The following is a 26,884-nucleotide window of genomic DNA, read 5'->3' as shown; positions in this document are numbered from 1 at the left end:
TATTCTGCTGTTATTTAATAATTGCTGCATCAATATTCAGCTTTTGTGGAATCAGCTGCTGCGCATAAAATGCATCGGCGACTTGTTGCTGTTTTTGAATCACGTCAGTGCTGAGAGGTTTAACGCCAAAGCCCATGCGTGAAATAGAGGTTTTCAAGACATCGACGGCCAGACCTGTCGGTTTTTGCAGGAGCTGAGCGGCAGCGTCCTGATTTTTTGCCACCCAGTCCGTGGTCAGATTCAGTTCATTGACAACCGCCTGTATCACCTGAGGATGGCTTTCTGCGAACTTGCGATCTGCCAGATAGAATTGGTGGTTGCTCACCACATTTTCACCGCTGGCAATGACACGCGCACCAATCTGATGTTCAGCAGCTGCAAAGAACGGATCCCAGATGACCCAGGCATCAACTGCACCACGTTCAAATGCAGCACGTGCATCGGAAGGTGGTAAATAGATCACTTCGATATCATCAAGGCCAAGCTGGTTGGCTTCCAGAACTTTTAATAGTAAGTAATGCACGTTTGAACCTTTGTTCAGGGCTACCCGTTTGCCTTTCAGATCTTGAATAGACTGAATCGGCGAATCTTTCGGTACAATTAAGGCTTCTGCCTTAGGCGCTTGCGGCTGATTGGCCACATAGACCAGATTTGAGTTGGCCGCCTGGGCAAAAATTGGCGGTGCTTCACCGGCTTCACCAAAAGAGACGCTGCCAACATTCAGGCCCTCAAGCAATTGCGGGCCAGCCGGAAATTCTACCCATTTCACATTGATCCCTTGCTGTTTTAGGGTGGTTTCCAGCGTGCCACGTTCTTTTAAAATTGGTAATACGCCGTATTTTTGGAAACCGATATTCAGGGTGATGGTCTCTTCTTTTTTCGAGCAGCCTGAAAGCATCATGACACCCGCCATCGCAGTACCAAGTACTGCAGTCTTTGTTAAAAACTGAACATGAGATTGGCGCATGAATCAAAACTCCCGAAAATGACAAACTAGTGAATGAAAACTTAGACACACGCTAATCGTTTTTGTTTTTCTAAAAAAATAACTATTCAGGAATTTCTAATGAAGAAAAAAGATAAATGAAAAAGCGCAAAACTTATGCAGAAAAGTGATTTATATAAAAATGAAGATTTAATAATTAAATTAATCAAACTTATGAAATTTATAGTTATTTTTTTAAATCTGATCTGTTGATATGTTTAGCTAAAAACCAGTAATAGAATTTTAAAATTTAAATCGAGATTGCCAGATATCTTTATCTAAAATTAAGCTAAAGCACTGAAAGAAAAAGCCACTTTAAAGTGACTTTTTGCAAACAATTGAATTACGTTGATAATTGTAAAATGCCTGACGGGCATCCGGCAGGTCATCGACTGAAGCCGGTTCAAAGCCTTGTTCCAGAAACCAGTGCGCGGTACGGGTGGTTAAAATAAACAGCTGCTGAATCTGCATGCTTTTGGCTTTTTCTTCAAGATAATGCAGGATCTGGCTACCCCGATTAGACTTGCGATAACTTGGATGTACCGCAACACAGGCAATTTCTGCAGAACGCAATTCATCACCCGTGGTCGGAATCGGGTAGAGGGCCGCACAGGCCAGAATCATTCCGTCCCGTTCGATCACAGCAAACTGGTTGATTTCATTTTCCAGACGTTCACGCGAACGATAGACCAGAATACCTTCTTCTTCCAATGGACGCAGCAAACCGATCAGGCCGCCAACATCCTGAATGTCGGCCATCCGTACTTCTTCATAATGTGCATCGGTGACCAGAGTGCCGGAACCATCACGGGTGAACAGCTCTTCCAGCAGGGCACCATCATAGGCATAAGAAATCAGATGCACTCGATGTACGCCGTTCATGGAGGCTTCCTGTGCGGCTTTTAGCTGTAATCCTCTTTCCAGTGCATCTTGCTCGACTGGAATAAAATCATCCAGCTGTTGCGGTGTCACTTCACGTTTGAGCTGGCCGTTACTGTCCATCAGGCCATGCTGATTACCGAGAAAAATCAGTTTATCTGCCTTGAGGCGAATCGCAGTTTTGGTAGCAACTTCTTCAGCCAGCAGATTAAAGACTTCACCCGTAGTGGAATAACCGGTCGGGCCAAGCACCACAATATTATGACTGTCCAGATGGCGCTGAATCGCATCGGTATCAACCGCGCGCACTTCACCAGTCAACTGAAAATCGATACCATCGCGGATGCCATACGGCTTGGCGGTGACAAAATTCCCTGAAACGGTATCAATCCGGGCGCCATACATCGGCGAATTGGCCAGTCCCATAGACAGCAGTGCTTCAATTTGTAGGCGGATCGAACCGACGGCATTCATCACGCAGCTTAAAGATTCACGTGTGGTGACCCGACGCTGCTGGTAAAAAGGCGTCGTAATCTGGCTTTGAGCCAGATTCTGGTTAATTTGCGGACGTGCACCATGTACCAGAATCAGCCGAATGCCTAAAGAATGTAATAAAGCAATATCGTGAATAATATGCTGAAAGTTATCATTTAAGACGGCTTCGCCATCAAACATGATTACAAAGGTTTTATTGCGGTGCGCATTGATATAAGGCGCAGAATGGCGAAACCAGTGCACATATTGCAAAGTTGTGCTTTGTGACGTTTCTGCTGAAGTCATGCTGTGCCCATTTCAATGATTGAAGATCCAGCTTTGATTCTAATGAAAAAAAATGCAAGTGGAAGTGCAGATATAAAAAAACACCTGAAGGGGACTTCAGGTGTCTGCAAGACGAGCAGTAATGGAGAAAGCTTAGTTAATGATTCGTACAATTTTGTTGGTACGCTCATTCACCAGAACGTAGTCATTGTTGACCTTGTACCATTGCTGGAAACGACCGGTATTTGGCAAACGGCGTGCTTCGCGATCACTTACTTCAAAACGGTTGTTGTCATATTGGCGAGGTAAAGTTTGTCCTACGCGCCAGTCACGGCTTGGATTGACCATACGGTTGTTATGACGGCGGTCATCATTCCAGCGACGGTCGTCATTCCATTTCTTGCTATCTTTAGCATTCCAGTGTGGCGCCGGTTTATGCGGATTATGGTCATAACGCGAGTCATACTGTGGTGCTGCCATTGCAGAAGTAGCTAACAAAGCACTTAGAGATAACGCGATTGTAGTTAAGACTTTTTTCATGGCTCTCACCTTAAGATGTATATCTAATTTCGATGAGACTAAATTAGCGAACAAGTACATAGAAAGCGTGGGGGCTATTTAGTTAAATTGTTAAATTTATGAAGAAATTTAGTAGATGAATCACGCAGTCTAAAAACTGGAAAAGCAGCGAGATTTTGAGTTAAAAATTTTCAGCCAGTGAAATAAAAAAGCCCAAACATCGTTGGGCCTTAAAGAAGATTGAATTTGAATGCACTTATGAACTAGTCACCCACGATGCGGATAATGCTGTTGTTTTCAGAATCCACCAGAATGTAGTCATTATTGACTTTGTACCATTGCTGCTTGCGGTCAGGTCGAGGCAGGCGATGGTCTTTATATTCAACTTTATAGCCATTGCCACGATAATGCTGCGGCATCACATAACCCGGCTGCCAGCGTAACTGTTGCAGGCGTTTCACCCCGCGTTCTTCACGCATACGGCGGTTATCCTGCTGATCTTCCTCTCGGAACTCACGGGCTTTCTTCTTGTCATGACCATGACGTGAATCCATACGGGATTCATCATTGAAATGAGGGGCAGCGATGACGACATTGCTCAGCATGAATGTACTGCAAGAAATTGCCAGTGCCACCAAAACCTTTTTCATGTTGAACCCTCATTAAATTGTTCATCTTCTACAGCACCTAATGTACGGAAAAATTGCAGAGAAACTGTGAAGAACAGGCACAATTTTTATAACAAATGCAGAGATATTATGATGATGTCATGTTTTTACATGACTATATGCGACGGCATCACTTCTATAAAGTAGCCTACCGAGCTATGTCCTTATCTCATCAAAGCAAGGGCCAATATGCAAGCGAAAATCGATGACTTAGCTCAAAAAAACAGCATTGAATCAGCAAGAAAAAAGTTCATGATTTACTGAAACGGCAAAGAATTTTGCCAGTTTAGTTCGAGATTAATTCCATTGTTCTGCCAAACCTTGTAAGGACTGAATCGCGTCAGCCACGGATTCAGCTTGTAGGGCGTCATCGAGTGCCACAATCAATGCTTCAGATAACTGCAACTGTTCAATCCGGTGAATTGTTTCAATTTTACGTTTTTGGTCAGCCATGCTGCGCTCCTGATTTGATCTATCTGTGATTCAAGAAAGCATAGTCCAATCAGTTTAATTTGGAAAACCGTATAATTTTATATATTTAATATGTAAATCCGATTTATTGTTATTTTTTGCAGGATTTTAAGAAAAAAAGGGCACTTTATCGAAAAGTGCCCAAGATTATTCAATGACCCGACTTTTAATAAGCGTAGTTCAGGTCAGTATAATCGTTGAGTGATTTCTGCACATGCGCCTGAATAAAGGCACGTACATCCTCGGCCGTCATGGCTTTGCCCTGATTGCTGATGACATGTTCGATTTCTGGCTGACCTTCAATTTTAATGCGATAAACAAAATGCTTGGCCAGACGATAACTGTCGTCTAATTTTTCAATGCCAGTCACATAATAATAGGCATGTTCAAAATTCAGATCCTGATGTGAAAATACAAATTGCTCGAACAATTTGAGTTTCTGAGCATTTTCGAGTGCTTTGATGTCATCCACGATACTGGCTTCAAACTTGGTGCCGTATTTCTCTGAAATAGGCTGTTGATCAATCAGCAGCGACACCATGCCATCGTCTAAATGGGTCACCGTAATATTGTTTAATTCAGTCATGATGCACTCGAGTGAAATATAGTGGGGCTTAGTATGCTGTTATTTTAATGAAACTCAATGCGAGCGGGGTGAACTTACTTAAGATTTATGCGCTGAATATGACTAAAAATGAAATAAAAAGGGAGCGATTGCTCCCTGAATGACAGACAGAATTACTTAATCCTGTGCATCAATACTCTGGCCATTCATATGCAGACTGTCGTTACCCATCAAATATAGATAAGCCGGCATGATTGAATCGGGGGTAGGCAGGGTTTTCGGATCTTCATTCGGATAGGCCTTGGCGCGCATGGCAGTCCGCGTTGCTCCGGGATTGATGCAGTTATAACGGATATTTGGATGTACCTGCTCTTTGGCAAATAACTGGCTTACCGCTTCAATAGCAATTTTAGAAACCGAATAGGCACCCCAGCGTTCGCGGGCTTCGCGGCCTACACCTGAGCTGGCAAAAACCACAGAAGCATGTTCGGATTTGGATAATAACGGTAACAGCGCTTGGGTCATGACAAAGGGTGCACGCAGATTGACCGCCATCACATCATCCCAGACATTGACCGGATAATCCGCCAAGGGAACCCGTTCGCCTAAAATGCCGGCATTGTGCAGAATGCCGTCCAGACGACCAAACTGACGGTCTAGCGTATCGAGCAAAAGCTCATAATCACGTTCTGACGCACTCGATAGTTGTAGCGGCAAGATGGCAGGTTGCGGCGCACCCAAACTTTCAATTTCATCATAAATGACTTCGAGCTTGTTTAAGGTACGCCCATGCAGCACCACAGTTGCGCCATGCAAGGCATAACTGATTGCTGCTGCACGTCCAATGCCATCGCCCGCACCTGTGATTAGGATGATACGATCCTTGAGCAGATCGGGGCGAGGTTGATATGCTGAATATTTCATTATCTACCTCCTCACTTCTTATTATTTAGTGTTAAGCGTTCAAGATACCGCAGTATGCTGCTTCAGTACTAGTGTCTGAATCAATTGATGTAATTCTGGCACAGTATGCACGATATGGTCGGCCTGCCAGGCGTTTAAATCGTCTTTGTATTGCAATGGCAAATAACCATAAGCAGCCAGAATGGTCAGCATCTGGGCATGACGGCCGGCATCAATATCTCGTGGATGATCTCCGACATAGATACAGTCTTCCGCGGCAAGATTCAGTTGCTGGGCTGCCAGATACATTGGTTCAGGATCAGGTTTGGTCCGAGTGACATCTTCTGGACATACCAACACCGCACAGCGTTCACTCAAGTTCAGTGCTTGCAGTAAAGCCTCACTGAGCCAGCGCGGTTTATTGGTCACAATGCCCCAAGGAATGTCATTTTCCTCTAGCTGTTCCAACAAAGGATACATGCCGTCAAACAGATCGGTATCGACCGCAATATCTGCGCCGTACATGTCCAGAAAGCGCTGACGGTGTTGCAGAAAGACCGGATCTTCTAGTTGCAGTTCCGGATAAACCAGTTTCACCATAGCGCGAGCGCCTTCGGAGACCTGGGTACGAATCAGCTCGGGTGCAACCAGTGGGCGGCCTTCTTCATGGCACATCTGCTGGATAATCCGGATAAAATCGGCAGCGGTATCAATCAGGGTACCATCGAGGTCAAATAAAACGGCTTTCATGCTGTGGTCTCTGCTGCGCTATCTTTCACGGTATAGACCATATAGTTCACATCAACATTCGGTGCCAGCCAATAACGCTTGGTCAGCGGATTATAGTGCAGACCGGTCATGTCTTTAAGCTTTAAACCCGAGTTGCGAATGTCATGTGCCAGTTCGGACGGCTTGATAAATTTGCTGTAATCGTGGGTGCCTTTGGCCAGCATGCGCAAGACATATTCTGCCCCAATAATGGCAAATAAATAGGACTTTGGATTACGGTTAATGGTCGAGAAGAATACATGACCACCTGGCTTGACCAGTTTATGACAGGCCTGAATAATCGATGCCGGATCTGGCACATGCTCTAGCATTTCCATGCAGGTCACGATGTCATATTGGCCAGCCTGTTCCTCTGCCAGTTGCTCGACCGGCACCTGACGATATTCAATATTGCTTACGCCTTCCTGTTCAGCATGGATGCGTGCCACATTTAAAGGGGCTGCGCCCATATCAATTCCGAGCACATTGGCACCACGTCGCGCCATGCTTTCGGCCAGAATGCCACCGCCACAGCCGACATCCAACACTTTTTTGCCGCTTAAGCCTCCGGCATGTTCATCAATCCAGTTTAAACGCAGTGGATTAATCATGTGCAAGGGGCGGAACTCGGAATGCTGATCCCACCATATAGCTGCAAATGCTTCAAACTTGGCAATTTCTTGTGGATCAACATTCAATTGCGACATCGGTGTCACCTCAATCAGTCGTGATTAGCTAAAAATATGTATGTGCCGAATGGCCAGAGAAACTGATTTAAAACCTTGAAAATCAGTCCGATGGTTTAGTGTAGCGATTCTGGCAGAAAAAGCGATAAAAGCAGCAAAAAAGTTCACAGAATGAAAACGAAACCGGCATAATTGATTTATAGTGAACACATAAACTAAGCATAATGATTTAGAGGACGATAATCCGAATGAAAAAATTCCTTTTAGGCGCTGTTGCCGCATCTGTTTTGGCCTTTTCAGGCAATGCTATGGCCAATTTTGTGGCAGGTCAGGACTATCAGGTGGTTGCAAAACCAGTCAAAGTCGAAAAGCCGGGCAGAATTGAGGTACGTGAATTCTTCTGGTACGGCTGTGGTCACTGTTTCGCGCTTGAACCACATATGCAGGGCTGGTTGAAAAAATTACCAAAAGATGTACGTTTTGTACGTACGCCGGCTGCAATGAATCCACTCTGGGAACAGGCAGCACGTGCTTATTATGTGTCTGAAGCATTGGGTGTGCGTCAAAAAGCACATTTACAATTATTCCATGATATTCATGACAAGCAACGTCCAATTTTAGAACAGGCACAACTGGCTAAGTTCTATACCCGCTATGGTATTTCTGAAGCAAAATTTAACAGCACTTATAAATCTTTCCCGATCACTTCGAAAATTGCCCAAGCCAAAAATCTGGCTGCTCAGTATCAGTTAAGTGGTGTTCCCGCAGTGACCGTGAATGGTAAATATATTGTGCAGGGTAATGATGCCAAAGTCATTCAGGTGGTGAATTACCTGATCGAAAAAGAGCGTAAAGCCAAATAAGTCTGAACTGACGATCAGTAAAAAAACCTGCATCATGATGCAGGTTTTTTTTTATTTAGACTGGAGGAATGACCGCTTCATTGAGCACAGGGCTTGCGGTTTCAACTGTTTCGGCAGGTCGCCGGTACCAGTGCAAAATGCCACGCAGCAAGAGTTGCATCTGTAGCACACTTTGGGTTTTAAAGGCAGTGGATTGGGCGCGGCGCAGCTCTGGATCAGCTTGATGCTGCAGATGAATCCAGCCCATGGCCCAGTTCAGAGACAGCTCAATCAGCATCTGTGCCAGAGCCTGCAAGTCCTGTGGTGCCTGAATATGTCGGGTCGATTGCATCTTGGCCAGTTCATGCATGACATCTTCAGCCAGAAAATGAATTTCCCGTTCAATGCCGACACGTAACACGTCCGAACCGCCCCAACGTTCTGCCACAAAAAAAATCCAGGGTTCAGGATGATATTCGACGGCCTGAAAGAAGAGCTCAAGCCCGGTGTGGGTTCGGGTATTCGGCTGATACAGATAAGCCTGCCCCAGCTGATTGAGTACGCCCTTGATATGAATCGCAACCTGATCCAGCAATTCCAGACCCAACTGGTTCATATCCTGAAAGTGCCGATAGAACGCCGTCGGTACTACTCCGACTGCATTCGCGACTTCACGTAGGCTGATCGTGCTGAAAGCGCGGCCCTGACTGCTGAATGCTAGTGTCGCATCGAGTAGTGCCTGATGACTTTGCTGCTTGCGATCTTCACGTAAGGACATAAATGGGTTTCCTGTCACTGGCTTCCCTCATAGGGAGTTTTAGTCTAGCAAAAATTAAATCAAATCGTAGTGCCACAGATCGGCAGAATTTTGACATCTCGTAGCGAGCTGATGCATTGATTTTGTAAATGAATCACCAGGCTGCCTAATCTTGGCAAAGGCTTCTGCTATACTGAGCCGCAATTATTTTGAACCCATACAGGACTTATTATGCGTATCGACCAGCGAGCATTAGATCAATTACGTGAAGTGAAAATTACCCGTAACTATACACGTTATGCGGAAGGCTCTGTATTGGTTGAATTTGGTCATACCAAAGTACTCTGTACTGCCAGTGTGGATAGTTCTGTACCGCGTTTCCTCAAAGGTCAGGGCCAAGGCTGGGTGACTGCTGAATATGGCATGTTGCCACGTTCAACTCATACCCGTAGTGACCGTGAAGCGGCACGTGGCAAACAGAGTGGCCGTACTCAGGAAATTCAGCGTCTGATTGGTCGTAGCTTGCGCTCAATGGTCGATCTGAAAAAGCTGGGTGAAAATACCATTACTATCGACTGTGACGTAATTCAGGCTGATGGCGGCACCCGTACTGCAGCGATTACTGGTGCTGCGGTGGCTTTGGTCGATGCCATGAACGTCTTGCTGGAAAGAAAGAAAATCAAACATGATCCATTAAAAGGTTTGGTGGCTGCGGTTTCTGTGGGTATTTTCAAAGATGAAGTATTACTGGATCTTTGCTATGAAGAAGATTCAAACTGTCAAACCGATTTGAACGTGGTGATGACTCAGGCCGGTGAATTTATTGAAATTCAAGGCACTGCAGAAGATAAGCCATTTACCCGCGCACAATCGAATGCCTTGCTGGAAATGGCCGAGAAAGGCATTCAGGAACTGGTGAAAAAACAGCAAGAAGCTTTAGGCTGGTAATCCATCCCATGCTGAGAAACGCATCTCCGGATGTGTTTTTTTATGCCTGAAATTTCAGCAATTGCTGTATGAAAAAACTGCATCACAAAGCTTCATCACAAAAATCCGACATGAATCGGCTATATCTGAACCGGTTTTGCATCGATATTGGATCAGGCGAGATCACAATGAGGAATGCGGCATGAAACAGTGGCTTTGTGCAATTTCATTGCTGGGCGTGTTTGGATTAACTGCCTGTGACTGGGGTAATAATCGTGAAAATGACGAGCGTTCAGTATTAAATCAGGATCGTGATGAGGATAACGGAAGATATAACGACCGTGATGGTGACGATGATGACCGCGATCGTCGAGGTAATCGGGACGACGACGATGATTAAGGTCTAAAATAGAAAATTGAGCAAAATATGCGCAAAAAAAATTTCTAAAAATAAAAAAAGGGTGCTTCGCACCCTCTACGGTCATCTATCCCATTTAGGCTTAAGCATTGAAACGCATCGACAGATCAATGGCTTTGACATCTTTGGTCAGCACACCCATGGAAATATAATCTACGCCGGTACTCGCGACTTCACGTAAATTATCAATCGTGATATTACCAGAGGCTTCCAGTTTGCAGCGACCAGCTACATGTTGCACTGCATTGATCATTTGCTGCTGAGTGAAATTATCCAGCATCACGATATCCGCATGGGCTTCGAGTGCCTGATTTAGTTCATCCCAGGTTTCAACTTCAACTTCGACAGGCTTGCCCGGCGCAATCTGATGGGCTTTGGCAATCGCCTGAGCAATGCCACCCGCTGCCATAATATGATTTTCTTTAATCAAAAATGCATCGAACAGGCCCAGACGATGGTTCTGACCACCACCAATGGCTACGGCATATTTTTGTGCAATACGTAGGCCCGGAAGCGTTTTACGAGTATCTAACAATTTGGTGTTTAAACCTTGTAGCTCTTTGACATAGTGGGCAGTTTTAGTCGCAACCGCAGACAGCGTCTGGACAAAGTTTAGCGCAGGACGTTCCACGGTGAGTAGGCTACGTGCAGATCCGGCCAGTTTTAAAAAGGCTTGATTGGCTTGAACGTGATCACCATCATTTTTCAGCCAGGTCACTTCAATACTGGGATCATAGGCCTGAATCAAGGCATTTACCCAAGGCTGGCCGGCTAAAACCATGTCTTCACGGCTAATGATGGTGGCAGTGGTCTGTTCATCTTCAGGAGTCAGCAGGGCGGTAATATCGCCTTCACCGATATCTTCAGAAAGTGCCTGTTGAATATTGATCTGAATGGACTGGTCTAGCAAAGCTTGAGATATGCGCATGAGTATTTCCGTATCTTTTTTAAGCCGTGAAAATTGCGCCTTATCTTAGCACCGTTACATAAAAGATGAGCGATTTTTCATCCAGTTTGCCGGGATGAATTGAGATTTGTCCTTGAAAGTTTTAGCATGAAGCCGGCTGCAATGCTGATCTTGCAGATTTTATTTTTGGGGAGAACGGTTTTATGCAACAGGCAGCTGAGTTTCAGGTCAAGGACGGGCAACTAATCGGTGCACGTCAAATCCCGTCTCCCAATTTTAATCAGCGGCCAGAACAGACCGAGATTCAATTGCTGGTGATTCATAATATCAGCCTGCCACCTTCCCAGTTTGGCGGCGGTTATATTGAACAGTTTTTTCAGAACCAGCTGGATTGGTCAGTACATCCCTATTTTCAAACCATTGAAGGGATGCAGGTGTCGACCCATCTGCTAATTTTAAGAACGGGAGAAGTACTGCAATTTGTTAATTTCAATGACCGTGCCTGGCATGCCGGCCGCTCGACCTATTTGGGCAAAAAAGAATGTAATGATTATTCGATCGGGATCGAGCTGGAAGGCAGTGACGATTTGCCTTTTGCAACCGCACAGTATGAAGCCCTGGTCAAAGTGGCTGCCTGTTTGCAAGATTATTATCCTAAAATTCAGCAGCATATTGCCGGACATTCGGATATTGCACCGGGCCGCAAGACCGATCCGGGACCATATTTTAACTGGGCTGATTTTCGTACACAGCTACAGCATTATAAAAACACCTCAAGCTCGCTTGAGCGATGAAATTAAGCAATGAACTTCTGATAAAAGTTTCATTACAATAGCCACAAATTTATACATTAGGTGAATAGGATGGCGCTTTGGCGTTCGACCGTCATTGTCAGTGCGATGACCATGTTGTCACGCGTACTGGGATTGGTTCGAGACATTGTTTTACTGAATGTCTTTGGTGCTGGTAAAGACTTCGATACCTTCGTAGTCGCATTTCGTATTCCAAACTTTTTCAGGCGTTTATTTGCCGAAGGCGCATTTTCACAGGCGTTTATTCCGGTACTGACCGAATATAAGACCAGTCGCACGCATACTGAAGTCCAGATCCTGATCAGCCGGGTATTTGGCTGTCTGGCCACGGTCATGACCACGTTGACCATGGTCGCGATCATTGCTGCGCCATTGATCATGTATATCTATGCGCCCGGTTTTCATAGCGATCCTGAAAAATTCGCTCTGGCGACCGACATGTTCCGCCTGACCATTCCTTATTTGCTGTTCATGTCACTGACGGCTTTTGCCAGCAGTATTCTGAACAGTTATGGCTCTTTTAGTACCCCGGCATTTGCGCCGGTCTTGCTGAATGTGGCGATGATTGCCGGGGCGCTCTGGCTTACACCTTATATGGCCGAGCCGATTATGGCGCTGGGCTGGGCTGTGATCATTGCCGGTATTTTACAGCTGGCCATCCAGATTCCTGAATTGTGGCGTAAAAACCTGCTGATTCCACCGAAAATTGACTTCAAGCATGAAGGCGTAGATCGCATCATGAAGTTGATGCTACCGGCATTATTTGGTGTATCTGTCACGCAAATTAATCTATTGTTAAATACCATTTGGGCTTCATTCATGCAGGATGGTTCGGTATCCTGGCTGTATAGTGCCGAGCGTATGACCGAATTGCCGCTGGGTCTGATCGGTGTTGCAATTGGTACCGTGATTTTGCCGTCGTTATCGGCACGGCATACCGAGCAAAATCCGGAAAAATTCCGTGGCATGATGGACTGGGCAGCCAAAGTTATTGTGATGGCAGGCCTACCCGCCAGTGTTGCACTGTTTATGCTGTCGACCCCGATCATTCAGGCCCTGTTTGAACGTGGCCAGTTCACCTTTGAAGATACTCAAATGACGGCTTTGGCGCTGCAATGTATGAGCGGTGGTGTGATTGCCTTTATGCTGATTAAAGTCTTTGCTCCCGGTTTTTATGCAAAGCAGGATACCAGAACCCCGGTGCGTGTCGGTTTGATGGCTGTGGCGGCCAATGCGATTCTGAACGTGATTTTTATCGGTTTCTTCAAGCTGATTGACTGGGAAGCAGAGCATATGGCGCTTGCACTGGCATCGACGGGTTCAGCGATGGTCAATGCCGGTTTACTTTATTATTATCTGCATAAGCGTGATATTTTCCGTTTTGGTTCGCACTGGAAAAAAATCTTCCTGCAATTCATGTTTGCCAATGTGGTGATGATTGCGGCTCTGGCCTATGCCCTGAGTTGGTATAACGCAGATGTATCACAATGGATGCGTGTGGTAGAAGTATTGATCTTATGTGTTGTCGGTGTGGTAGCGTATGTTGCAGCCTTGCTGGTGGCAGGTTTTAGACCACGTCATTTAAAGCCCTAAGTTCATCTTAAAAGAAGTATTTTTGATCAAAACAGATCATTAAAATACCCATAAAAAAACAAGAGCCAGAAGGCTCTTGTTTTTTTTGAAAGCTAACACTTGCTTTGAAAAGGTCTAGCGTAAATCTAGACCTTGCCGCGCGAAAGAAAACCAACGATCGCAAGAATCACCGCAATTACCAACAAGATAATCGCAAAATCCTTAGACAAGCCTGCGACGCCACCGAAACCAAGTAGACTCGCAATTAATGCAATAACAGCAAAAATAATAGCCCAGCGAAACATATATATTCTCCATGTGTTTTTATTTTCAAATTTAGTATAGAAATAAACGATTCCAGCGACTGTTAGTGTTGTGTTGATGAACTGTCTCTGATTTAACAATAGTTTACGTGATAACAATAAAAATTTGAGACAGTAGGTCTGCAGGGTTCTGGCTGTTATAATCAGCTGATTTTTGAATATTCCGGCCCGATCATGAGCGATACTTTACGTCCCGAATTCTGGAAAAACTATTCACTTGCTGAACTGACGCAAGTCGAGTGGGAGGCCTTGTGTGATGGTTGCGGATTATGTTGTCTGATTAAACTGGAAGATGAAGATACTCAGGAAGTCGCATATACCAAAGTGGCCTGCAAATTACTGGATTGTAGCACTGCGCGTTGTTCCAATTATCCGGATCGCCTGCAATATGTGCCGGACTGTATTCAGCTCACGCCAGAGAAGCTGGAAACGATTCACTGGTTGCCTTCGAGTTGTGCCTATCGCCGGGTAGAGCAGGGCAAAAGCCTGCCATCCTGGCATTATCTGATCAGCGGTTCACGGGAAAGTGTGATTCAGGCACGTAAGTCGGCAGCAGGGCGCTGCCTGAGTGAAAGCGACATTCATGAAGATGACATCGAAGACTATATCGTACGTTGGGTGCGTTAAATCGGCCTGCGTGATGCGTTTATTGATCTGCTGGATGGAGTAGAGCCTGAGCCGAAGCACCGGCCATCGGGCGATAGAAATAGAATCCTTGTCCTATCTGACAGTCACAATGGATCAGGGTATCCAGCTGTTCTGTATTCTCGATTCCTTCCACCAGAACATCCAGTGCAATACTAGAGCCTATCTGAGTAATGGCTTTGACAATAGCCAGGGCAGACGGGTCACTGTTCATGCGTTCTACAAAGTTGCGGTCAATCTTGATGCAATCGACCGGATAGTCCTGCAAGCGAGTCAGCGAAGAATGTCCAGTGCCGAAATCATCCAGCGAAATCTGGATTCCAGCCTGTTTCAGCAGGTTGAGGGCGCGAACCACATAATTGGCACCATGCTCGGACAGGCTCTGTTCGGTAATTTCCAGTTCAACTTTGTGGGCCGGAATATCGAAATTGGACAGGCGTGCCAACAGTTTTTCGGCATAGTCATCGCGCAGGAATTCGACCGGTGCAGCATTGATGGAAATCGGTAACAGATCCAGACCTTGTGCCTGCCAGCGACTCATATCTGCAAAGACTTTCAGTTGCATGGTCTCACTGATGCGTGAGGCCAGCTCATAGTCCTGAAAGGCAGCAAAAATTTCGGAAGGTAACTGAATGTTCTGATTCTGATCTTGCCAGCGTAATAGTGCTTCGAAACCAATCACTGCACCATCAGAAAGACGTACTTTAGGTTGGTAATAGGGAATGATCTGATCGGCCAGAATAATCTTGCGAGCCAGAGTCAGCTGCTTGGTTATATTTTCCAGTGACCCACACATTTCCTGATTAAACATGCGGATGCCACCACGACCACTATTTTTCAGGTCATTTAAGGCGATATCAGCACATTTCAGCAGATTAGAGGTATTCAATGCATCACGTGGATAGATGGCACAGCCAATACTCATGGCACTGCTGATGCTATTGCCGACATAATTGATGGGCTGATCCAGCTGGGCATAGGCCATTTGCGCCGTTGCCAGCAGCTGCTCTTCACTTTCCAGATTTTTGACCAGTACGGCAAATTCATCGCCACCCAAACGGGCGATGATGGTATTTGGCCCGAAGCAGGTCTGGAAACGTTTGCCCAAGACATGTAGCAGATGATCGCCGGCAATATGGCCCAAGGTGTCATTAATATGCCGGAAATAGTCCAGATCAATCAGCAGTAAACCCGCCATGGTCTGCTGTTGTTTGGCCTTTAAAAGCACCTGCTTAAAGGTTTTATAGAAGGTACTACGATTATACAGGCCGGTGAGTTCATCCCGTTTAATTACTTCTTTTAAACGCGTTTCTGCAATTTTTTGCTGACTGATATTACGTGATACACAGAGGATATTTTGAGTAATATTCTGCTGATCCAGAATCGGGGTGAGCAGATGATCCCAATATTGGATCGGTTGATCTTTGATCTGGATTTTGCTGGAGAAACGGCTGTTTAAGCCTTGGGCTGCCTGTTTCAAAGCACGTTGCCCGGATTTTCGGGCTTCAGGGCTTAAGCGATTTAACCAGCACAATGAACGGTCCTGATCTTGTTCTGCGGTCTCATTTGCTTGTGCGAGACAGCCAGCTTGGTTGCTATGCTGAATCTCGCCTTCAGGACTGATAATGTTGATGCAGTCTGCGCTGGCATCCAACATGTTTTCCTGGGTTGAAACAATCTGAGAAAGTTGCTGTTGGATTTCAAAATAATCATGCACATCAGTCAGGGAAACGGCCCATTGCAGCAAATGTTCAGGTTCATGATGAAATTTTACCGCTAGGGTACACATGCGATAATGGGTATCACTGCGTTTAATCCGGCACTGGGTTTCAAAGTTCTGATGCTGATCCAGCGCAGCATGCCACTGCGCTAAAAACAGCTGCAAGTCTTCTGCATGAATAAAGCTCTGCCATTGCGGATGACCCTGTTCATTCAGGTTCACGCCAAGATAATCAGTCAAGGCATCGTTAAAATATTGCAGATGTTTTTTGTTGCTGACCCACAAGGGTTGCGGTAAGGCATCGATCAGATTTTTTAACAAAACCGATTCAGACAAGTGAACGTGGGGTGCAATCAGTGATGATGACGTCAGTGGCTTAGACCGACTCACAGCTCCCTGTTCAAATTTATCATGCTTCATGCATTCACCACTACAACCCAAAAGTGCCCAAGGGGCGAGATAAGTTTCTTTTAATTAGAATAAACAATATGAAAATTACACTGTAATTAATTCACAATTAATCATGTTCAAATTATTCGCTTTTATAGAGATTAATTCATTCAGAATTAAAAAAATAGAGGATATCTACATAAATTAATTTTTTATGCTTGATGTTTGCATTCTTGGAATCAAAACTGCTGATGTTAGAATGAGATCAGAATTTAGTTTGAGCCAATAATAACATGTCAGATAGTCATATCCCGCTTCCAGAACGCTTACGGCCACGCGACCTTACACAGATTATCGGGCAGGAACATTTGCTGGGAGAACATGCGCCCTTACGCCAGATGATTGATCAGGGGCATCTGCCTTCGATCATTTTTTGGGGACCTCCCGGGGTCGGCAAAACTACCATTGCCTTATTATTGGCTCAAGCGGTAGACCGGCCTTTTATCAGTCTGTCTGCCCTGAATACCGGCGTGAAAGAGCTACGTGAAATCATTGCCGAAGGTGGCGATTTGCTGACGCCAGTGGTGTTTATTGACGAAATTCACCGTTTTAATAAATCCCAGCAGGATGCATTATTAAATGCGGTCGAGAAAGGCAAAATTACCCTGATTGGCGCCACCACCGAAAACCCGTCTTTCGAAGTGAATAGTGCTTTGTTATCACGTTGTCAGGTGTATAGCCTGAATGTATTGAGTGCTGAATCGATTCAGACTTTGTTGACGCAAGCCTTGCAAAATGACTCTTTCTTACAGGAAAGACATATCCTGATTGAAGAATTTGATGCCCTGATCCAGTTCGCGGCAGGAGATGCCCGCAAGGCGCTGAATTTACTGGATCTGATTGCCAGTACCTTTGAAGCGGATATGGAAAATATCATTACCAATGCGGTGGTGGTGAAAGTGGCACAGCAAAATATTGCCCGCTATGACAAGTCTGGTGAGCAGCACTATGATTTAGTTTCGGCCTTTATTAAATCAATTCGCGGCAGTGACCCAGATGCGGCCCTGTACTGGATGGCACGCATGCTCAAAGGCGGTGAAGATCCGGTATTCATTGCACGGCGCATGTTGATTGCCGCATCCGAAGATATCGGCAACTCCAATCCAAATGCTTTGCTATTGGCTGGTGAATGTTTCCGTTCTGTGCAAGCCGTAGGCATGCCGGAATGCAGGATCATTTTGGGACAATGTGCGGTTTATCTAGCGACCAGTGCCAAAAGTAATAGTACCTATCTGGCGATTAACAAGGCGATGGAACTCGCAGATAAAACCTCAAATCTGCCAGTGCCTTTGCACTTAAGGAATGCACCGACCAAACTGATGAAAGAACAGGGCTATGGCGTGGATTATCTGTATCCGCATAATTATCCTGAGCATTTTGTGCTGCAAGAATATATGCCGCCAGAATTGAAAAATACCAAACTGTATGAATCAGCACGTAATAAACGTGAAGTTGAAGGGGAGCGTTTACAGCAACGCCGTTGGCAACAGCAACAACAGTAGCAATAAAGCTGGGTATCTCAACTAATTGAACAGAGTAAAAAAAGCCCAATTCAAGGTGAATTGGGCTGAAAGTAGGATGTTTTTTGAGGGAGATAACATCCTAGAGGGTAGAGGAAAAATCTGGTCGGCAAATATGGAGCTAAGTGCATCAATTCACTGATTTGCCTGGTATGAGATAATATTAATACAGATAGTTTTTGATGTAAAAACGATCATTTTAATAATAAAAATTTATTTTTCCGATTAAAAACCGGAAATAAAAAAACCGAGCTAAAAAGCTCGGTTTTTTCGAATCTGCGCATTTCCAGATTAGATGTTGTCCAGGTTGATACCTAAACGGCCAGCCACTTCTTCATAGGCTTCAACCACGCCGCCTAAACCTTGACGGAAACGGTCTTTATCCAGTTTTTTCTTGGTGTCTTTGTCCCATAGACGGCAACCGTCTGGAGAGAATTCATCACCCAGTACGATACGGTCGTGGAACACACCAAATTCAAGTTTGAAATCGACCAGAATCATGTTACCTGCGTCAAACAATGCTTTAAGCACGTCGTTCACTTGGTAAGTCAATTCTTTCATTTTCGCCAATTGTTCAGCAGTTGCCCAACCTAAAGCAATGGCTTGTGATTCATTGACCATTGGATCGCCAAGCGCATCATCTTTAAAGAACAATTCAAATGTTGGAGGAGTCAGTTCCTTGCCTTCTTCCACACCCAGGCGGCGGCATAAAGAACCTGCTGCATAGTTACGGATCACACATTCAACCGGGATCATATCCAGTTTTTTCACCAGCACTTCATTTGGAGTCAGTAGCTTTTCAAAGTGGGTCTCAATTCCCGCTTCTGCCAGTTTTTCCATAATGAAGGCGTTAAAACGGTTGTTCACCTTGCCTTTACGATCTAGTTGCTCAATTTTTTCGCCATTGAATGCTGAGGCATCATCGCGAAAGACTAAAATCAGATGGTCTGAACTGTCTGTGGTGTAGACAGATTTCGCTTTACCAGTATAGAGCAAGGTTTGTTTTAACATGAGGGAACCTTTTACAAAAAAAAATGCCTAGAAATGTCTAGGCTGGCCAATTTTGGTAAATCTGGTTGAGCAGTTCTGCAGCTTTTTCACGGTCGGCAAAACTGTTATCGGCATTGAACACAGCGAGGTTATTACTCGAACCGACAGAAGATAATCTTAATACATAGGTCTGCTGGTCGACCTTAATCGTGACTTCGTAACGATTTTTGCTCTGCGCAACGATGCTATGATTCAGACTGCTGAGGGTGGCAAGTGTATATTGCCAAATTGTAGCAGAATTTCCCTCAATTTTAAGCAGCGGATTAAGATTTCCGTCAGTGACCAACTGTGGTCGACCCACCGTATTGGTTTCGGTTAGATCAGCTGTATTTGAGTTTTCAGTCTGGGCTTGTGGGCGTGGCAAGGCAAAACGGTTGCCACGCTGGTTTTCAAGCTTCGGTGCATGTTCAATTGCAAGCGGATCAACTGTTGGAGCAGGATACAATGGCGTTGCAGGACGAACCATGGCGCCTTCAGGATATTGTAAAGCTTCCAGGGTAGTAGTCTCTTTATAGTCTAAAGTGCCGTTATTAAAGGCCATTGAACTACAACCTGCCAAACTGAATACTGAAAGTGTAAGGCTAAGTCCTAAACGTAATTGCATAATCTTGTGCTCTTTTATTTAATAACGCCCGCTTCGACCAGTGCTTCATGAAGCGGAGCGCGATATTGTTCTGCAAGTGGTGTTAATGGAAGGCGAATACCCGTACCAATTAAGCCCATGTCATGGAGTGCCCATTTCACAGGAATTGGGTTCGATTCGCAAAATAAAATATTGTGTAAATTTGCAACCTGAGCATTTAACTGTTCAGCTGTGGTTGCATCACCGGCAATGGCGGCAGCACACACTTCGCTCATAGCTTTCGGAGCCACATTCGCTGTGACCGAGATATTACCTTTGGCACCATGACCGATCAGCTGATATGCAGTGGCATCATCACCCGAATAAACAGTCATGTCTTTGCCTACAAGACCTTGTAGCAGTTCAGCACCGCGCGGTACATCGCCAGTCGCATCTTTAATACCGATAATTTGTGGAATATCCGCCAGGCGAATCACGGTTTCATTGGCCATATCCACACCGGTACGGCCTGGAACATTATAAAGAATCTGTGGCAGGTCAACAGCTTCAGCAATAGCTTTATAATGCTGATACAAGCCTTCCTGAGTCGGTTTGTTATAATATGGCGTTACCAGTAAAGCGGCATCTGCCCCTAGCTCTTTGGCTTCGCGGGTCAGTTCGATCGCTTCACGGGTCGAGTTCGCACCTGTGCCGGCAATAATAGGAATACGTTTGTTGGCCACACGAATGATTTCTTTGATCACCTGGGTGTGTTCACTCATGCTGAGAGTAGAGGCTTCGCCTGTTGTTCCAACGGCGACAATACTGTTGGTGCCCTCTGCAATGTGCCATTCAACCAGCTTCTCGAGACCCTTCCAATCTACGCTGCCATCTTCAAACATAGGGGTGACGATTGCGACTATGGAACCTTGAATGGTCTGTGCTTGCTGAGTCATTTTAAAAAACTATCCTATTTGTCCATCCGAAAGGAATGAGAAAACATAAATTGGGATGGATTTGTATTTTGATTTATAGCAAATTCAATAGATTTGCATTGAATTGAATATTGCTTATGCAAATTATGACTGATCAAACGCATAAGAACAATATGCTTTAGTAAAAGCTACTGAATTCTTTATACAAAGCCTTTTGGAAACAATCAAGTAATAAATAAGATGATTTATAAAGCAAAATCCTGAGACCAAAGTTATGTCTCTAGTCTAGACAAAAGAAGATATTGCCCCAAATGAACCCAATAATGATAAGGCTTGTGCAAAAAGATCAGCTGAAAACTGCGATTTTTATGCCTTTTGATTTTGGAATAATAGTTATATTGGATAAATTGAGATCTCGTACATCTTGATCGCACTCTTGTACCCAGACAAATAAAGACAAAAACTATTAAGACTAATCTTTTTTAAATATCAATAAATTGAGAATTTTTTTTCTTATCGGTTAATTTTTTAACTTGATGTATAAGCCTTAAAGTCTAAGTCTTGAACTTTATGATGTTCTGATTAAGTGTTTTTGCGACTTTATCAGTCAGCATCTTCAATTGATTTACTTCAGCCCCTTTTGGAATATCCAAGCAAAACGTTCAACTTATTGATAGTTATTTCTGCAATCAGGCTCATAGATGATGGCTGTCTTTTGTAACGCTGATTGAACAAGGATAATCCAATGGAAAAATCAGACAATAAGCATGCTATCGTCACGGTCGCCATCTGTTTTCTGATTGCGGTGATTGAAGGCTTAGATATTCAGGCAGCCGGAATTGCTGCTGCAGGTATTCGTGAGCATTTTGGTCTCGATAGTTCCCAGTTGGGTGTGTTTTTTAGTGCAGGGATTCTGGGTTTATTACCGGGTGCACTGGTTGGTGGCCGATTTGCGGACCGCATTGGCCGTAAGAAAGTCTTGATCTGGTCGACAGCAATATTTGCTGTATTTACCTTATGTACCGTCTGGGTCAATAGCTTTAACAGCTTGCTGGCAGTGCGTTTCCTGGCTGGAGCAGGTCTGGGCGGCGCGATGCCGATTCTGATTACACTTGCTTCTGAAGCAGTCTCTCCACAAAATCGTGGCCGTGCAGTAGGTTTGATGTACTGCGGTATGCCAGTCGGTGCAGCGATTTTATCTTTGGTTGCTGCGACTGAATTTGGTGCCAACTGGAAAAATGTTTTCTATCTTGGTGGCCTGTTACCGATTTTTGCCATTCCGCTGATGATGCTATTTTTGCCTGAATCGAAGGAATACCTGAAAGCACAGAACAAAACGGCTGCAGAACTTGCTGTTGCACCGCAGGGTTCATTCAAGGACTTGTTTAATTCGGACAACCTGTTACGTACGCTATGTATCTGGGTAAGCTACTTCTTTACCTTGATGGTGGTTTACATCATGTTGAGCTGGTTGCCATCATTGTTTATGGAACTTGGCTTCACACGTAAGGATGGTTCAACCGCACAGTTCTACTTCATGGTTACAGCGACGATTGGTACGATTATTTTAGGTATGTTGACCGACCGCTGGAAGAAAGCCTATGTGATCCTGTTGATGTACGGCGGTATTCTGGCAGGTCTACTGGCGCTAAATGGTGCAAGCTCGCTGAACCAGATGTATATGGCAGCCGCATTGGCCGGTGCCTTCGTGATTGGCTGTCAGGGTGTACTGTATGCCTTTGGTAGTATCGTTTATCCGACAGAAGTGCGTGGTACTGGTGTTGGGGTTGCATCTGCAGTTGGTCGTATTGGTGCCATGCTGGGGCCAGTCATTGCCGGTCAGTTACTGACGGCAGGTTTTGGCGCTGCTGGGGTTATTAGCGCCGCGATCCCATGTATCATCATTTCTGCATTATGTATGCTGTTCCTGGTGAATCGTACTAAAGTGTAAGGTTCAACGATTTAAAAAAGCCTGCTTTTGCAGGCTTTTTTATTTTCAGAATTTAAGAATTAAATACACTGTTTTATTATTAGAAAGATTCATCACTTTATCTTAAATTTTTTTGCAGAGATCTAGCTTGATACAAGCGCGGAACCCATCCTTTTTTGTCAAAAATAATGAATCTATTGATCTGCTCATATACACATGCCGAGAATACACAGTCATGCCATTTTTAGTAGCAGGGCTAAAAATCCTGAAGCATTTTGCGCTATGCTTGGGCATAAATCGAGATTTCAATGGATGAAAACAGATGCAGAATAATGTTGCTTTACTGGTCGTAGACGTACAAAGAGGATTTACCCCGGGGGGTAATCTGGCTGTAGCCAATGCTGACCAGATTATTCCAAATATCAATCTATTGGGGCAGCATTTTAAGCATATTATCCTGACCCAAGACTGGCATCCGGACAACCATATTTCTTTTGCAGACAACCACCCCGGCAAAGTAGCCTATGACAGCATTCAGCTGGATTATGGCACTCAGGTCTTATGGCCAAAGCATTGTGTGCAAGGGACACGCGATGCCGAACTGCATCCGGATTTAAATTTACCGCAAGCACAACTCATCATTCGCAAGGGTTTTCATTCCCAGATCGACAGTTACTCGGCCTTTATGGAAGCTGACCAGAAAACCCCGACGGGTCTTGCTGGCTATCTGCGTGAACGTGGGATTGATACCGTATTTGTGGTCGGGATTGCTACGGACTTTTGTGTGGCCTGGACTGCAATCGATGCCTGCAAACTGGGCTTTAAAACCTATGTGATTGCCGATGCCACCAAGGGCATTGACCTGAATGGTTCCTTGCAACATGCCTGGCAGGATATGCTGTCGCATGGCGTGAAACGTATCTATGTGAAAGATATTGTTCAAGCAGCTTAACACTGGATAGGGATAGAACTTAATATCCCTTTGATCTTATTTATATTTGAATATAAAAATTCAGGCATCAACGGGTGCCTGTTTTATCTTGCTTTTTCTCCCTTAATGTCACCTGGATGAAACCCATGTCAGCCTTGCTCCAGTTTAGCCAATTTGTCCAAAAAACCTTTGCTTTATGGGTGCTGCTTTTTTCCGGCATTGCCTTGATGATCCCTGAAGTTTTTGTCTGGTTACGGGCTTATATTCCGTGGATGTTGGGCATCATCATGTTCGGCATGGGCATGACCATGACCGTCGGAGATTTTAAAAGTGTCTTGCAAAGTCCGAAGGCAGTAGCGATTGGCGTCGTCGCCCAGTTTATGGTGATGCCGGGTTTGGCCTTTTTGCTGTGCAAGCTGTTCCAGCTGCCACCAGAGATTGCCATCGGGGTAATCTTGGTGGGTTGCTGTCCGGGCGGAACTGCATCCAATGTGATTACCTATATGGCCAAGGGCAATACTGCCTTGTCGGTCGCCTGTACCTCGGTTTCGACTTTACTGGCGCCCATTTTAACTCCGGCCATTTTCTATGTGTTGGCCAGTCAGTGGATTGAGATCAATGCCTGGTCGATGCTGGTGTCGATCTTACAGGTGGTGTTATTCCCAATTATTCTGGGCTTAATCGTACGGGCGCTACTCAAGCAAAAAGTTACGGCCTATATTCAGGTCATGCCGTTGATTTCTGTGATTGCGATTGTGGCAATTGTCGCGGCGATTATTGCCGGCAGCAAAACCCAGATTCTGGAGTCCGGTTTAATGATTTTAGGGATCGTGGCCTTACACAACGGTATGGGCTATTTACTGGGTTATTGGGCCAGTCGCATATTTCACTTGGCAGAAATAGACTGTCGTGCAGTATCCATTGAAGTCGGGATGCAGAATTCTGGTCTGGGTGTGGCTTTGGCGGCAACCCATTTTGCTGCATCTCCAATGACGGCTTTGCCAAGCGCCATTTTTAGTCTGTGGCATAATATTTCAGGGCCAGCTTTAGCCACTTATTGGGCTGCCAGACAAACTGAAAAAACAGACACCTAATTGCAGTTTGAGGACAGCACACAACAAGCTAGAACATGATTTTTTATAATGTGAAAAAGTTAGAATATTAATTTATATGGATTTATCGAGCTTTGTAACATAAGTGTCATGAAGTCTGCCTAAGATCGCCCCTCAATGATGTGAAACAACAGACTGTAATCAGCAGCATTGAGAGGGCATGGAACAATTTCAGCATTCGTCAGCGACCTATTTTAATCGGGAACTTTCCTTATTTGAATTTCAGCGTCGTGTCTTGGCACAAGCACTCGATCCGAATTTACCGATTTTAGAGCGCTTAAACTTCCTGATTATTTTTTCCCGTAACCTGGATGAGTTCTTTGAAATCAGGATTGCCGGGCTGATGAAACAGCAAGACCTGAATGCGACTACCCGGACGCCTGATGCTGTACCCACCGAGCTGGTTCTACAACAACTGTCCCAGTCCATTCATGCCACAGTGAACAAACAGTATGAGGTGCTGAATCATGCAATTCTGCCTGAACTCCAGGCGCAGGGTATTCAGTTTCTTCAATATCAGGATCTTCTGGAAAAACATAAGGCCTGGATTGCAGCCTTTTTTGCCAAAGAAGTGCAACCGGTACTGACCCCGATCAGCCTGGATCCTTCACATCCTTTTCCACGTTTGGTGAATAAAAGTCTGAACTTTATTATCAGCCTAGAAGGTAAAGATGCCTTTGGCCGTGAAATCGAGATGGCAATTGTGCCGGCACCACGTTCCTTACCCTGCCTGATTAAAATTCCGGAAGACGTCACCGGAAACAATACCACCCAGATTTTTCTGACTGCGATCATCCAGCAGCATATCAGTGATTTGTTCCCGGGCATGAAAGCGACCGGATGTTATGCCTTTCGAGTCACCCGCAATGCCGATCTAGTATTGTCGGAAGATGTTGACGATCTGGCCGTAGCCTTAAAAGACGAACTGTGTTCGCGCCGCTTTGGTCGTGCAGTACGTCTGGAAATTGAAAATGACTCTCCACAGAACATTATCGACTATTTGCTAGATGAATTTGATCTGACGGAACAGGAACTGTACCGGATTGATGGACCGATCAATTTGTCCCGTCTGAGTACCAGCTTTGAGCGTCCGGAATTAAAGTATCCGCATTTCAGTCCGGTGATTCCCAAAATTTTCCGTAAACAGAAAAGTATTTTTGAAATTTTAAAGGCGCAGGACGTGCTGCTGCATCATCCTTTTGATTCATTCCAGCCAGTGATTACTTTGCTGCGCGAAGCGGCCAAGGATCCAGCGGTGCTGGCGATCAAGCAGACGCTGTACCGCAGTGGTCCGGATTCGGAAATTGTTCAGGTACTGGCAGAAGCCGCACGCAATGGCAAGGAAGTCACGGCCGTGATTGAACTGCGGGCGCGTTTCGATGAAGAATCCAATATTATGGTGGCCAATATCCTGCAAGAAGCAGGTGCAGTAGTGGTCTATGGCATCGTGGGTTATAAAACCCATGCCAAAATGATTCTGATCGTCCGGCGTGAAAATCAGGAATTACTGCGTTATGCGCATTTGGGTACCGGAAACTATCATGCCGGTAATGCCCGCATGTACACCGATTACGGCCTGATGACCACACAGCCGGATATCTGTGAGGATGTGCACCGCATGTTCCAGGAACTGACCGGTATGGGGAAAATGGCCAAACTGAAAGCTCTGCTACATGCGCCGTTTACCCTGCATAGCGAACTGTTGAAACTGATTGAACAGGAAAAGACATTTGCCCTGGCTGGCAAAGCCGCGCAGATCATCATCAAGGTGAATGCGCTTACCGAACCGCAATTAATTGCTGCCCTGTATCAGGCTTCGCAGGCCGGGGTAAAAATTGACCTTATTGTGCGTTCAATCTGCTGTCTGATTCCACAAGTTACCGGTATGTCGGAAAATATTCGGGTACGTTCAATCGTAGGACGTTTCCTGGAACATACCCGGGTCTATTATTTTGAGCATGGCGGCGCCAAGAAACTGTATTGTGCCAGTGCCGACTGGATGGGGCGCAACCTGTTTTCCAGGGTTGAAACCTGTTTCCCAGTACTGGATCCAGAGCTGAAAAAACGGATTTATAAAGATGGCCTGATCAGTTATTTAAAAGATTGTCAAAATGCATGGGAGTTAGATGCCGATGGTCAGTGGCATAAAGTTCCCTGTCAGGATCCGGCCCAGCCTTATAATGCCCAGCAATATCTGCTGGAACAAAAACAGTTAAAAATTTAAAGGGTAGGCCAAGATACGCTGGCGTATTTGTTTTGTACCCATCA

Annotated in this window: 27 protein-coding genes; 11 read left to right on the top strand and 16 right to left on the bottom strand. The window is 45.1% G+C overall.

Annotated features, from left to right (window positions below):
• Positions 1 to 10: 10 nt before the first annotated feature.
• The 9 genes from ACP7AK_RS13205 to ubiG form a co-directional block, all read right to left on the bottom strand.
• The gene (locus ACP7AK_RS13205; protein ID WP_425880084.1) at positions 11 to 967 is read right to left on the bottom strand and encodes a sulfonate ABC transporter substrate-binding protein; all 957 of its coding nucleotides are present in this window, start codon (positions 965 to 967) and stop codon (positions 11 to 13) included.
• 333 nt (positions 968 to 1,300) lie between these two features.
• Positions 1,301 to 2,644 (bottom strand): amino-acid N-acetyltransferase, encoded by a 1,344-nt coding sequence (argA, locus tag ACP7AK_RS13200; RefSeq protein WP_425880083.1) that lies wholly within the window; start codon positions 2,642 to 2,644, stop codon positions 1,301 to 1,303.
• A gap of 132 nt (positions 2,645 to 2,776) precedes the next feature.
• Positions 2,777 to 3,163, bottom strand: a complete 387-nt coding sequence (locus tag ACP7AK_RS13195; RefSeq protein ID WP_253160397.1) for an RcnB family protein — start codon at positions 3,161 to 3,163, stop codon at positions 2,777 to 2,779.
• A 242-nt stretch (positions 3,164 to 3,405) separates the two neighbouring features.
• Complete coding sequence (locus ACP7AK_RS13190; RefSeq protein ID WP_004281230.1) at positions 3,406 to 3,792, bottom strand: RcnB family protein; 387 nt, start codon at positions 3,790 to 3,792, stop codon at positions 3,406 to 3,408.
• Between the two features lie 315 nt (positions 3,793 to 4,107).
• Positions 4,108 to 4,263, bottom strand: coding sequence for a hypothetical protein (locus ACP7AK_RS13185; protein ID WP_004281231.1), 156 nt, complete (start codon positions 4,261 to 4,263; stop codon positions 4,108 to 4,110).
• A gap of 184 nt (positions 4,264 to 4,447) precedes the next feature.
• The gene (locus tag ACP7AK_RS13180) at positions 4,448 to 4,867 is read right to left on the bottom strand and encodes a hypothetical protein (protein ID WP_004281232.1); all 420 of its coding nucleotides are present in this window, start codon (positions 4,865 to 4,867) and stop codon (positions 4,448 to 4,450) included.
• Between the two features lie 156 nt (positions 4,868 to 5,023).
• Complete coding sequence (locus tag ACP7AK_RS13175) at positions 5,024 to 5,770, bottom strand: YciK family oxidoreductase (RefSeq protein ID WP_005094903.1); 747 nt, start codon at positions 5,768 to 5,770, stop codon at positions 5,024 to 5,026.
• 39 nt (positions 5,771 to 5,809) lie between these two features.
• Positions 5,810 to 6,499, bottom strand: coding sequence for an HAD family hydrolase (locus tag ACP7AK_RS13170; RefSeq protein ID WP_425880082.1), 690 nt, complete (start codon positions 6,497 to 6,499; stop codon positions 5,810 to 5,812).
• The gene (ubiG, locus tag ACP7AK_RS13165; RefSeq protein ID WP_071850321.1) at positions 6,496 to 7,224 is read right to left on the bottom strand and encodes a bifunctional 2-polyprenyl-6-hydroxyphenol methylase/3-demethylubiquinol 3-O-methyltransferase UbiG; all 729 of its coding nucleotides are present in this window, start codon (positions 7,222 to 7,224) and stop codon (positions 6,496 to 6,498) included. The genes ACP7AK_RS13170 and ubiG overlap by 4 nt, the downstream gene beginning before the upstream one ends.
• A gap of 227 nt (positions 7,225 to 7,451) precedes the next feature.
• Here ubiG and ACP7AK_RS13160 point away from each other — a divergent pair, with 227 nt between their 5' ends.
• Positions 7,452 to 8,066 carry a thiol:disulfide interchange protein DsbA/DsbL gene (locus tag ACP7AK_RS13160; RefSeq protein WP_005094908.1) on the top strand — a complete coding sequence of 205 codons (615 nt, stop codon included), beginning with the start codon at positions 7,452 to 7,454 and terminating at the stop codon, positions 8,064 to 8,066.
• Between the two features lie 55 nt (positions 8,067 to 8,121).
• Here ACP7AK_RS13160 and ACP7AK_RS13155 read toward each other — a convergent pair whose 3' ends face one another.
• Entirely contained in the window at positions 8,122 to 8,823 is a 702-nt protein-coding gene (locus ACP7AK_RS13155; protein WP_425880081.1) for a TetR family transcriptional regulator, read from the bottom strand.
• A gap of 210 nt (positions 8,824 to 9,033) precedes the next feature.
• On the opposite strand from ACP7AK_RS13155, the gene rph reads away from it, so the two are divergent.
• Together rph and ACP7AK_RS13145 are read left to right on the top strand one after the other, a co-directional pair.
• The gene (gene rph, locus ACP7AK_RS13150; protein ID WP_425880080.1) at positions 9,034 to 9,750 is read left to right on the top strand and encodes a ribonuclease PH; all 717 of its coding nucleotides are present in this window, start codon (positions 9,034 to 9,036) and stop codon (positions 9,748 to 9,750) included.
• Positions 9,751 to 9,931: 181 nt separating this feature from the next.
• Entirely contained in the window at positions 9,932 to 10,129 is a 198-nt protein-coding gene (locus ACP7AK_RS13145; RefSeq protein ID WP_005108197.1) for a hypothetical protein, read from the top strand.
• A gap of 100 nt (positions 10,130 to 10,229) precedes the next feature.
• Here ACP7AK_RS13145 and nadC read toward each other — a convergent pair whose 3' ends face one another.
• Positions 10,230 to 11,075: a carboxylating nicotinate-nucleotide diphosphorylase gene (gene nadC / locus ACP7AK_RS13140; RefSeq protein WP_425880079.1), complete on the bottom strand. Its 846-nt coding sequence runs from the start codon at positions 11,073 to 11,075 to the stop codon at positions 10,230 to 10,232.
• Positions 11,076 to 11,257: 182 nt separating this feature from the next.
• Between nadC and ampD the strand changes: the two genes are divergently transcribed.
• Together ampD and murJ are read left to right on the top strand one after the other, a co-directional pair.
• Complete coding sequence (gene ampD, locus ACP7AK_RS13135; protein WP_004281241.1) at positions 11,258 to 11,848, top strand: 1,6-anhydro-N-acetylmuramyl-L-alanine amidase AmpD; 591 nt, start codon at positions 11,258 to 11,260, stop codon at positions 11,846 to 11,848.
• Between the two features lie 60 nt (positions 11,849 to 11,908).
• Positions 11,909 to 13,459: a murein biosynthesis integral membrane protein MurJ gene (murJ, locus tag ACP7AK_RS13130; RefSeq protein WP_425880078.1), complete on the top strand. Its 1,551-nt coding sequence runs from the start codon at positions 11,909 to 11,911 to the stop codon at positions 13,457 to 13,459.
• Positions 13,460 to 13,584: 125 nt separating this feature from the next.
• Here the strand turns inward: murJ and ACP7AK_RS13125 are convergent, their stop codons facing one another.
• On the bottom strand, positions 13,585 to 13,743 hold the full coding sequence (locus tag ACP7AK_RS13125) for a DUF1328 domain-containing protein (protein WP_004647174.1): 159 nt from the start codon (positions 13,741 to 13,743) through the stop codon (positions 13,585 to 13,587).
• Between the two features lie 192 nt (positions 13,744 to 13,935).
• On the opposite strand from ACP7AK_RS13125, the gene ACP7AK_RS13120 reads away from it, so the two are divergent.
• Complete coding sequence (locus tag ACP7AK_RS13120; protein WP_247144270.1) at positions 13,936 to 14,388, top strand: YcgN family cysteine cluster protein; 453 nt, start codon at positions 13,936 to 13,938, stop codon at positions 14,386 to 14,388.
• A gap of 19 nt (positions 14,389 to 14,407) precedes the next feature.
• On the opposite strand, the gene ACP7AK_RS13115 is transcribed toward ACP7AK_RS13120, so the two are convergent.
• Positions 14,408 to 16,546 (bottom strand): putative bifunctional diguanylate cyclase/phosphodiesterase, encoded by a 2,139-nt coding sequence (locus tag ACP7AK_RS13115; RefSeq protein ID WP_191112988.1) that lies wholly within the window; start codon positions 16,544 to 16,546, stop codon positions 14,408 to 14,410.
• A gap of 263 nt (positions 16,547 to 16,809) precedes the next feature.
• Here ACP7AK_RS13115 and ACP7AK_RS13110 point away from each other — a divergent pair, with 263 nt between their 5' ends.
• A complete protein-coding gene (locus ACP7AK_RS13110) occupies positions 16,810 to 18,078 on the top strand; it encodes a replication-associated recombination protein A (RefSeq protein WP_425880077.1) in 1,269 nt (422 codons plus the stop codon).
• A 309-nt stretch (positions 18,079 to 18,387) separates the two neighbouring features.
• Here the strand turns inward: ACP7AK_RS13110 and purC are convergent, their stop codons facing one another.
• The 3 genes from purC to dapA are packed head-to-tail and all read right to left on the bottom strand — an operon-like array spanning position 18,388 to position 20,664.
• Complete coding sequence (gene purC / locus ACP7AK_RS13105; protein WP_004281247.1) at positions 18,388 to 19,107, bottom strand: phosphoribosylaminoimidazolesuccinocarboxamide synthase; 720 nt, start codon at positions 19,105 to 19,107, stop codon at positions 18,388 to 18,390.
• A 37-nt stretch (positions 19,108 to 19,144) separates the two neighbouring features.
• Positions 19,145 to 19,750 carry a hypothetical protein gene (locus ACP7AK_RS13100; protein ID WP_005250200.1) on the bottom strand — a complete coding sequence of 202 codons (606 nt, stop codon included), beginning with the start codon at positions 19,748 to 19,750 and terminating at the stop codon, positions 19,145 to 19,147.
• A 14-nt stretch (positions 19,751 to 19,764) separates the two neighbouring features.
• The gene (dapA, locus tag ACP7AK_RS13095) at positions 19,765 to 20,664 is read right to left on the bottom strand and encodes a 4-hydroxy-tetrahydrodipicolinate synthase (protein ID WP_004647179.1); all 900 of its coding nucleotides are present in this window, start codon (positions 20,662 to 20,664) and stop codon (positions 19,765 to 19,767) included.
• A 724-nt stretch (positions 20,665 to 21,388) separates the two neighbouring features.
• On the opposite strand from dapA, the gene mhpT reads away from it, so the two are divergent.
• The 4 genes from mhpT to ppk1 all read left to right on the top strand — a co-directional run bounded on the left by mhpT (position 21,389) and on the right by ppk1 (position 26,840).
• Positions 21,389 to 22,594, top strand: a complete 1,206-nt coding sequence (mhpT, locus tag ACP7AK_RS13090) for a 3-(3-hydroxy-phenyl)propionate transporter MhpT (RefSeq protein ID WP_425880076.1) — start codon at positions 21,389 to 21,391, stop codon at positions 22,592 to 22,594.
• A 301-nt stretch (positions 22,595 to 22,895) separates the two neighbouring features.
• A complete protein-coding gene (pncA, locus tag ACP7AK_RS13085) occupies positions 22,896 to 23,525 on the top strand; it encodes a bifunctional nicotinamidase/pyrazinamidase (RefSeq protein ID WP_005105311.1) in 630 nt (209 codons plus the stop codon).
• Positions 23,526 to 23,650: 125 nt separating this feature from the next.
• A complete protein-coding gene (locus tag ACP7AK_RS13080; protein ID WP_184413457.1) occupies positions 23,651 to 24,598 on the top strand; it encodes a bile acid:sodium symporter family protein in 948 nt (315 codons plus the stop codon).
• A 178-nt stretch (positions 24,599 to 24,776) separates the two neighbouring features.
• Positions 24,777 to 26,840: a polyphosphate kinase 1 gene (gene ppk1 / locus ACP7AK_RS13075; RefSeq protein ID WP_425880075.1), complete on the top strand. Its 2,064-nt coding sequence runs from the start codon at positions 24,777 to 24,779 to the stop codon at positions 26,838 to 26,840.
• The last annotated feature ends 44 nt before the right edge of the window (positions 26,841 to 26,884 follow it).

It is taken from the genome of Acinetobacter sp. TWP2-2-3 (assembly GCF_049896445.1).
Taxonomy (GTDB): Bacteria; Pseudomonadota; Gammaproteobacteria; order Pseudomonadales; family Moraxellaceae; genus Acinetobacter.
The sequence above is the reverse complement of the archived record's forward strand: the minus strand, read 5'-3'. Positions and strand labels throughout refer to the sequence as shown.